Source organism: Bradyrhizobium sp. 18BD (assembly GCF_054185225.1).
The window spans coordinates 39830-47586 of the sequence record NZ_JAVAYL010000036.1; the positions used below are offsets into that span (position 1 = coordinate 39830).

Sequence of the window (7757 nt, forward strand, 5' to 3'; positions counted from 1 at the left end):
GGTGGGCACGCTTTCGCGTTGCCCACCCTACAGCACCGTCGTAGCCCGGATGGAGCGAAGCGTAATCCGGGGTTGGCTCCGCGGTCGGGATTCCCGGATTTCGCTTCGCTTCATCCGGGCTACGATCCCCTCACTTCCCCGCGACAAAATAAAAATCCTCGCGTCCCGGCGGCGAGCCGTAGGTGAACGGCTGCTGCTCGCGCTTGGTCGCGGACCAGACGTCGTCGCGGACGATGTCGAACAGTTTCCGGATTTCGACCTTCGGCACCTTGATCTCGCGGGCGAGCGCGGTGGCGAACGGGCTGTCGGCGCCGCCGTCGCCGTCCATCGCGGTCTCGCCGTGCTTGGCGGCGTAGACGACCATGAACCCGGCGCCGGGCTCGATGTTGGAAAAGCCCTTGTCCACCAGCTTGAGCGACAGCGTCCGCTGCATGGTCGGCGCGAACGGATTGTCGCGGCACGCATCCAGCATCACCAGCCGCACCTTTCGCGCAGCACCGACGGCGGCGATGACCTGCTCCAACGCGACCGCCTGGGCCTCGGCATCCTTGTCGGCGGCGAGCTTGGCGTCGACGGGAACGAGATAGTTCACACCGCCGATCTCGAAGCCGTGGCCGGCGTAGTAGACCACAGCCCAGTCAGCCTTCTCCGCCTCGGCGGCGAAGGTCGCGAGCGCTTCGAAGAACTTGTCGCGGGTGAGATCGCTGACCGAGATCACGGTCTGGAAGCCGACATCGCGCAGGACGTCGGCGATCAATTTCGCGTCGCGTGGCGGATTGGGCAAGGCGTGCACGTTCTTGTAGGCGCCGTTGCCGACCACGAGCGCGACGCGGCGTCCGGTGGGCGCGGCCTGCTCCTGCGGCGTCAGCGCTGCGAGCCGCTCCTGCGCAATCGTGCGGGCGCGCGCGACGTCGAACTCGTCGAACCTCGTCAGCGAATAAGCCGCGGCGCGATAGTCGGCGCGGGCCTGGGCGAGATCCTTCTTGCGCTCGTAGATCTGGCCGCGGCCGGAATGGGCGCGGACATTGTTCGGATTGAGCTGAATGGCCGTGTTGTAGTCCTTCAGGGCGGCGTCGAGATCGCCCTTCAGCATGAAGACGTCCGCGCGATTGTTGATCGCGTAGACGTTCTTCGGCTGCTTCTCGATCAGGCCGTTGCAATCGGCAAAGGCCTGGTCGTACTTGCCCATCAGGCCGTAGGTGATGCAGCGATTGCCCGCGATCTGCTGCGCGGTCGGATCGATCTTCTCGGCCTCCGCGAAATCGGCGAGCGCCCCGTCATAGTTCTTCATCAGCGTGCGCACGCGGGCGCGATTGGTCCAGCCCAGCACGAATTTGGGCGTATACTTGATCGACAGGTTGAAATCGTCGAGCGCGCTTTGCAGCGCCCCCCTGCGAAGCTGGATGACGCCGCGGTTGTTGTAGGGAACGCCGTAGGTCGGCCGCTTCTGGAGCGCGAGGTTGTAGTCCGCCATCGCGAGGTCGTCCTGGCCCTTGCGCTCATAGGCGAGGCCACGGAGATTGAGCGTCACGACGTTGTCCGGATCGAGGTCGACGGCCATGGACAGGGTCTCGATGGCGTGGACGTAGTCGCGCTTGTTGAGCAGGGTGCTGCCGCGCACCGAGAGCGCGATCCCCTTGTCCTTGCCGGTGAGGCGGTCGGCGTTGAGCAGGTTGTCGCAGGCCGTGACGCGGGCCTGCAACTCGGCCTGCCGGTCGCGGCAGGTGGCGAGATCGTCGCCGGCTGGCGGCTCGGCCGCGGCGGTCGCCAGTCCGAAGATCAGAGTGACGAGGGTCAGGGATACGACGCGCAGCATGTTATCAGGTCAGCTCCAACCACCACTTGTCTAAGTCGATCGTCGATCGCGCGGGTTCATCTAGCGCGGAGTTCCGCATTCCGCCAAGCCGGCTGTCTCACGCCACGCTTTTCACGGTCTCGTGTCCGTCCCGGTGTAACAAACGCCGGCAGCACCCGTATCTCAGGTGACCCGAAAATGCGGCCGGGCAGTCTGTTCGCCCGGCGCCAACCGACCTAGAGTGTTTCAACCTTCCGGAAAGAGGCCCGCCATGCGCCGTCCTGCCCTCCTGACCCTGCTTGCCGCGACCACCGCCCTGACGCTGGCCTTTGCCGTGCCGTCCCGGGCCGCCGAGGACGCGGTGGTGATTCCCGCCCCGACCATGGACGCGCCGGCGGCGAGCAACATCCAGACTGCCGTGGTTGCCGGCGGCTGCTTCTGGGGCGTGCAGGGCGTCTTCCAGCACACCGCGGGCGTCGTCAACGCGGTCTCCGGCTATGCCGGCGGCACCAAGGCGACCGCGGACTACCAGACCGTCTCGAGCGGCCGGACCGGCCATGCGGAATCAGTTGAGATCAAGTACGACCCGAAGAAGATCTCTTATGGCAAGATTCTCCAGATCTACTTCTCGGTGGTGCACGACCCGACCCAGCTCAACCGCCAGGGCCCCGACATCGGCACGCAATATCGCTCGGCGATCTTCACCACCTCCGACGATCAGAAGAAGGTGGCGGAGGCCTATATCGCCCAGCTCAACGGCGCCAAGGTGTTCGGCAAGCCGATCGTGACCAAGGTCGGCGCGCTGGAGGCGTTCTATCCGGCGGAGGCCTATCACCAAGATTACCTGACGCTGCATCCGAACCAGCCCTACATCGCCTATAACGACCTTCCCAAGGTCGAGAACCTGAAAAAGCTGTTCGCGGATAACTACATTGAGAAGCCGACGCTGGTGAATGCCGGCAAGGCCACCAACTGATCGGAAGATCGCAAAAGAAACGGGAGACCCATGCCCGACACCAAGATGAAATCCACCGACGACAAGGTCATCAAGAGCGAAGAGCAGTGGCGGCGCGAGCTGTCGCCGATGCAGTACGCGGTGCTGCGCGAGAAGGCGACCGAGCGTCCCTTCACGGGCGAGTATGAGCACGACCACCGTGCCGGCACTTACGTCTGCGCCGGCTGCGGCAACGTGCTGTTCGAGTCCGACGCCAAGTTTGATTCCGGCTGCGGCTGGCCGAGCTTCACCCAGCCCGCCGTCGAGAGCCATATCGACGAGGAGCACGATGCGAGCCACGGCATGATCCGCACCGAGGTGCTCTGCTCCAAGTGCAGCGGCCATCTCGGCCATGTCTTCCCCGACGGCCCCGGGCCGACCGGCCTGCGCTACTGCATCAATTCGGCCGCGCTGAAGCTCGAGCCGAAATAGCCTCGCGCAAAATGCCCAAATAAGCTTGCGGGGCGCCCGGTTCCCTCATGGAACCCGGCGGCCCGTTGTGCTTTTCTTCTCTGGCGGTGCGGCCGAAGCGCGCAGTCCGGCGGCCGTCAGGGAGGATGTCATGACCCTCGGGACCATCCTGATCATTCTGGTGATCATCTACCTGCTGGGTGGCATGTCCGGCCGGATCGGCGGTTACGGCTATGGCATGGGCCATTCCGGCATGGGGATCGGCGGCGTCGTGCTGGTGGTGCTGATCGTCCTACTGCTTCTTGGCAAATTGTAAACCATATAAGACATTGAAATTACTTGGTTTATAGCCTCTGCGGGGCTGCCATGCGCGGATTCATCATCTCCCATCGCAGGGGTCGCATTTCTGTCAAAACAGCCTATATTAGGGATCGAAAATGACATGCGGCGGGCCCGCTTGATTGCGGCCTCCGCCCTCCCAAACCCCACGCGCTTAAAGCCCCAGAGAGATCACGAGGTCTTTGACCATGCGTCCACTGCGTCCGTTCAACTTCAACACTTCTGCCGAGCTCTTCCCCGCCGCGATCCGCAAGAAGAAGCGTGCTGGCTTCACCTATCGCCGGTTCGGCACCGCGGCCGAAGCCGTGCAGTTCGCGATGGAGCAGTTGCCGACGGATTCGCTGAACGGCGCCTATCTTCAGGTCGAGGAAGCTCGTTTCGACCAGAACGGCATCCGCTCGCTCTATGAGAGCGAGGCCTTCCCGCTGCCGCGCCACCGCAAGCCGGAACCGGTCGCCGAGACCGACGCCGACGCGGCGTAAGTTTTCGCCAAACTCCGATGTGCGTGGAAAGCGCGACGGCCGAAAGGCTGTCGCGCTTTTTGCGTTTGGGGGTAGCTCTCTCCGAGCGCAGCGAAGCAATCCAGAATCCTTCCGCGGAGGGACGCTGGATTGCTTCGCTGCGCTCGCAATGACGATGCCGAGAAATCCGGCGCATTGTCGACCGGATGGACTCGCGGCGAGCGCCCTCGCCGCCGCTCTTAAATCCGAGGCTGCTTGTCGAGCCAGCGGCGGAGCAGGCGCACGTTGCGCATATTGGCGCGGAACATGACGTCGAAGGCATCGCCGGCGAACGGGACGATGCCGACCACGCCGTCGACCGCGACATTGCCGAGCATGCGCGCGGTGATGTACCAGGGCGCGCCGAGCGCGCGGGCCTCGCGCACCAGCCAGAGCGAGATCGCCGTGGTGATGATGTCGCCGACGACGGGGATCAGGCCGATCAGCCCGTCGATGCCGTAGCGGATGTTGGTGCCGGGCAGGATGAAGGCGACGTCGAGCAGCTTTGCGATCGCCTCGATCCGCGCAATGCGCTGCTCGCGCGTCAGATTGCCGAACGGATTGCCCGCGAACTGACCGTCCTTGCCGAACTCGAAGCGAAACTCGCGAAAGCCCTGCTCCAGCGTCTCCGGGCGGATCTCGTGGCCGTCCTGGTCGATGATCGGCCCGCGCGCCTCGGTGCCCGAGAAGGTCGCGTGCGTGCGGCCCCCGGAACGGGGTTTGCGCGGAGCAAGGATATCGTCGTCGGACATGGTCATGGCCTCTGGAGAACGTTCCGAAGCGGCGGAAGTTGCCGCGCCGCGCCCGAACGTCGCGCCCTCAGGTCGAGGCCGGTGCCGCGTGCGGCTCCTCGATGTATCTATGCACGAGCCAGGAGGAAATCACGGCCGGCACGAAGCCGACGAGGCCGTACAGGATGAACTGCACCGCGCCGGAATCCGGCCCGCGCGAGCTGTAGGTCAGCGACGCCAGCACGAAGGCGAACAGGCCGACCAGCAGCATGCGCAGGCCCGGACCGATCCGGCGGATGTGGATCAGGATGTCGTCGACCGCGCCGATCATCAGCGACGGCAGGAAGCCGAACAGATAGCTGTATTGCAGGGTCTTGAAGAACACGACGAACAGTTTGCCGACCTCGCCGAGGCTGGTCTGGGCCCAATAGCCGGACTGGTAGGTCGTCGTCAGCAGCAGCAGGAACCCGCCCACGAACGGACCGACCAGCGCAAACACCAGATAGCGTTTCATCAGATACCCTCACACTCGCCCCGTTATAGCAGCGCCCCGGGAACCTTGAACAGCCGGGCACGGGCCCTGCCGGCTGGGGAACAAGTGGCAAGGCGACGAGTTCAGACAGAACCTCAAATTCTCCCTGTCGGATTGGAGCCGCCAATGTCCCGTAAATTTCTTCTGGCGACGATCACGCTGGCAGCCCTGAGCGGCCTGTCGAGCGCACCCGCTCTCGCACAAGGCCACATGGGCACGCCGCAGGAGCAGAACGCCTGTTCGCGCGATGCGTCGCGCCTCTGCCGCAAGGACCTCGGCAATGACGGCGCAGTGCAGAGCTGCCTGCAGGCCAACCGGGCCAAGCTGTCGAGATCATGCAGCAAGGTGTTTCAGACTCACGGCATGTGATGGCGTCCCTCGCGAACGGAGCGTGAAGCCATGTTGCGCGACGAACAACTCTCGATCCTGCGGGACATCAGCCAGTCGGTTGCCTTCGCCGACGACCGCCAAGGCAAGATGGGACAATTGATCGCCGACGGCTACGTGATGAAGGACGGCGATCTGTTCGAGCTCACCGCGAAGGGCGTCACGGCGGTGGAGGAACACGCCGCATCGCTCGGCGCGAGTGAGGCGGAACAAGCGAGCGCATCATCCGATCGGCCGATCTGATTGCCGCGACGTGACTCGCGCGCAACAATTGCGAATTCCTTCGCGATGACCATTGCAGCCGCTCGACAATGGCGCATACTTCGCTCGGGCGGCGCAGCACTTTTCGATTCGAACATCACGTAATCGAGCGACCACATGCGGGATTGAGATCCCGGCGTGAAGGCTGTGACATGCGGCAGATCAAGCCGCGTGCGGCGCCCCAAAATCAAGTGGCTCAAGCCCACGGAACTCGGGGACGCATTTTCATGACACGCTACCGGACCATCGCAGCTCTCTTCGCCCTTTCCACCACCGCCATCGCCGTCCAGACATCGCCCGGCCTCGCCTTCTCGTCCGAAGCGCAGCAGATGTGCTCGGCCGATGCGATGCGGCTGTGCTCGAGTGAAATCCCTGATATCTCCAGGATCACCGCCTGCATGGTGCGGAACAAGTCGCACGTCAGTCCCGGATGCCGCGCGGTGATGGACCGCGAGCACGCAGCTGCGGCGGCAGCCCGCAAGCGGGAAGCCGCGGCGCAGTAAGCATTGCGCTCACTGAAAAATGTCATTCCGGGGCGACGCGTAGCGCGAGCCCGGAATCCATCGCGCAGCGGATGACGTAGAGAGATAGATTCCGGGCTCGACGCTATGCGTCGCCCCGGAATGACGAAGATGGAGTTCGCTTAGCTCAGTCGCCCCACTGCGCGAACGCTTCGTTGAAGGCGCGCTCGCCGGGAGCGCCCTTCTCGATCGCGATGATGGCGCGGCGCTGGTTGGTGTAGACCATCGGCATGTCGAACCATGACCGCTCCTTCAGGAGCTGGATGTTGCGGGCGCGGTCCGCATCGACATTCGACAGGCCGACCAGGAACAGGGCCGTGATGCCGGTCGGGCCCTTCAGCGGATCGGTCACCTTCGAATCCGTGACCTTCACGGCGTAGCCCGCCAGCGGCGTGCCGCGCGCCTGCTCGTTCGACTTCATCAGGATGCCCGGCACGTTGGCGATGCCGCCGCCGGCGAAGTCCGCGGGAACGTTGAAGTTCAGTTCGACCGTGTGGCTCGCCGGCAGCGATGCGTCGGTGTTGCGCACGAACGACATCGTCATCTTGAACTTGCGGTCGGGGATCTCGATGTCGGCGCGCACGGCGACGTCGGCCTTCTGGCTGCCCGAGGCCTTGATCGGTTCGAGCCGCCACACCACCGAGCCGACATATTGCTTGCCCTTCGGATCGGACGGATCCTCGTCATAGAGCACGACCTTCTGCGCCACCGGCGCGACCGGCTGGTCGCTCGCCGAGGGCTGGCCGACGCGATCCGGAATCTTCGGCTTGCTCTGCGGCTGCGACGTATCCTTCGGCGTCTCCGCCACCTGGGTCGGCGAGGACTTGAACAGGCCGTTCACGGTCTGCATCGCCTGCTTGCCCCAGAGGATGCCGGCACCGACCAGGATCAGCACGATGCCGACGGCGATCGCGCTCTTGAACGGGAAGGCGGAGCCGCGGCGCTTGGGCTTCTTGCCGTCGCGGTCGAGGACGGGAATGTGCGGGCGCCCCGACGGCGGCCGCGGCGCGTAGCGCTCGGCCTCCTCGATCGATTCGTCGTAGGAATAGGGCGCGTCCTGCTCGCCGACGCGGTTTTCCAGGCTCGGCTCCAGCCGGTCGAATTCCGGCGAGGGCGACGGCACGTTGGCATAGGTGCGGCGCGCGGCGCGGTTGGCCTGCGCGGCGGCGCCGCCGAGATCGTTGGCATCGGCCGTGATGTCGCGGAAGCCGCGGACGCCCGGCGCCGGCGGCGGCACGGCCGGGGGAGCGCCGACATCCGGCGGACGGCGCGGACCGCCGCGATCG

11 protein-coding genes are annotated in these 7757 nt (G+C 64.9%); 7 read left to right on the forward strand and 4 right to left on the reverse strand.

What is annotated here, in order from left to right; genetic code table 11:
- Positions 1 to 130 precede the first annotated feature (130 nt).
- Positions 131 to 1816, reverse strand: coding sequence for a caspase family protein (locus tag RAD16_RS39355; protein ID WP_458163287.1), 1686 nt, complete (start codon positions 1814 to 1816; stop codon positions 131 to 133).
- 250 nt (positions 1817 to 2066) lie between these two features.
- On the opposite strand from RAD16_RS39355, the gene msrA reads away from it, so the two are divergent.
- The 4 genes from msrA (at position 2067) to RAD16_RS39375 (ending at position 4021) form a co-directional block, all read left to right on the forward strand.
- Entirely contained in the window at positions 2067 to 2771 is a 705-nt protein-coding gene (msrA, locus tag RAD16_RS39360; protein WP_458163289.1) for a peptide-methionine (S)-S-oxide reductase MsrA, read from the forward strand.
- A 30-nt stretch (positions 2772 to 2801) separates the two neighbouring features.
- A complete protein-coding gene (msrB, locus tag RAD16_RS39365) occupies positions 2802 to 3221 on the forward strand; it encodes a peptide-methionine (R)-S-oxide reductase MsrB (RefSeq protein WP_458163291.1) in 420 nt (139 codons plus the stop codon).
- A gap of 130 nt (positions 3222 to 3351) precedes the next feature.
- Positions 3352 to 3516: a DUF3309 family protein gene (locus tag RAD16_RS39370; RefSeq protein WP_326902669.1), complete on the forward strand. Its 165-nt coding sequence runs from the start codon at positions 3352 to 3354 to the stop codon at positions 3514 to 3516.
- 211 nt (positions 3517 to 3727) lie between these two features.
- Positions 3728 to 4021, forward strand: a complete 294-nt coding sequence (locus RAD16_RS39375) for a hypothetical protein (protein WP_027532521.1) — start codon at positions 3728 to 3730, stop codon at positions 4019 to 4021.
- 218 nt (positions 4022 to 4239) lie between these two features.
- Here the strand turns inward: RAD16_RS39375 and RAD16_RS39380 are convergent, their stop codons facing one another.
- Both RAD16_RS39380 and RAD16_RS39385 read right to left on the reverse strand, forming a co-directional pair.
- Positions 4240 to 4797 (reverse strand): DUF4112 domain-containing protein, encoded by a 558-nt coding sequence (locus RAD16_RS39380; protein ID WP_458163294.1) that lies wholly within the window; start codon positions 4795 to 4797, stop codon positions 4240 to 4242.
- A 61-nt stretch (positions 4798 to 4858) separates the two neighbouring features.
- Entirely contained in the window at positions 4859 to 5284 is a 426-nt protein-coding gene (locus RAD16_RS39385; protein ID WP_458163296.1) for a DUF5413 family protein, read from the reverse strand.
- A gap of 144 nt (positions 5285 to 5428) precedes the next feature.
- Here RAD16_RS39385 and RAD16_RS39390 point away from each other — a divergent pair, with 144 nt between their 5' ends.
- From RAD16_RS39390 to RAD16_RS39400, 3 genes are all read left to right on the forward strand, one after another.
- The gene (locus RAD16_RS39390) at positions 5429 to 5671 is read left to right on the forward strand and encodes a hypothetical protein (protein WP_458163298.1); all 243 of its coding nucleotides are present in this window, start codon (positions 5429 to 5431) and stop codon (positions 5669 to 5671) included.
- A 30-nt stretch (positions 5672 to 5701) separates the two neighbouring features.
- Positions 5702 to 5932, forward strand: a complete 231-nt coding sequence (locus tag RAD16_RS39395) for a hypothetical protein (RefSeq protein WP_458163300.1) — start codon at positions 5702 to 5704, stop codon at positions 5930 to 5932.
- Positions 5933 to 6177: 245 nt separating this feature from the next.
- Entirely contained in the window at positions 6178 to 6453 is a 276-nt protein-coding gene (locus tag RAD16_RS39400; protein ID WP_458163302.1) for a hypothetical protein, read from the forward strand.
- Positions 6454 to 6598: 145 nt separating this feature from the next.
- On the opposite strand, the gene RAD16_RS39405 is transcribed toward RAD16_RS39400, so the two are convergent.
- Positions 6599 to 7757, reverse strand: a 1159-nt coding sequence (locus RAD16_RS39405) for a hypothetical protein (RefSeq protein ID WP_458163304.1), incomplete at its 5' end; no start/stop codon positions are given.